Source organism: Streptomyces sp. P9(2023), from assembly GCF_032436795.1.
In the GTDB taxonomy this organism is placed as follows: Bacteria; Actinomycetota; Actinomycetes; order Streptomycetales; family Streptomycetaceae; genus Streptomyces.
In genome coordinates this window covers 1-300 of the sequence record NZ_JAUPWM010000323.1, presented here as the reverse complement: position 1 = coordinate 300, position 300 = coordinate 1, and the positions used below count along the sequence as shown (strand labels likewise).

Sequence of the window (300 nt, the reverse complement as noted above, 5' to 3'; positions counted from 1 at the left end):
CCCAAGGAACGGTGGCTGCCTGATACCGGAAGTCATCCGCTACTCAACCGGCGTGGATCTAATCAAATATACAGTTGATGCAGCTTTAGGATTGGGTTGCAACGAACTTGGGATGAAGCCAACTCAAGGTTACTGGTCAAGCTATATGGTTCATGCCATCGAAGATGGTGTCTTCAAAGAGCTTTGGTTATCGGAGCGTGCCAAAGAATATATTGTAGAGCAGGATATTCAAGTGAAACCAGGTGATCAGGTATCAAAGTTCAGCGGTTCGCATGACACTCTTGGCACCATGATTCTGAA

At 46.3% G+C, this 300-nt stretch carries 1 protein-coding gene; it reads left to right on the top strand.

Annotation, left to right across the window (positions count from 1 at the left end):
• Nucleotides 1-52: 52 nt before the first annotated feature.
• Nucleotides 53-300: hypothetical protein (locus tag Q5762_RS37795; RefSeq protein WP_315896839.1), on the top strand; the 248-nt coding region annotated here is incomplete at its 3' end.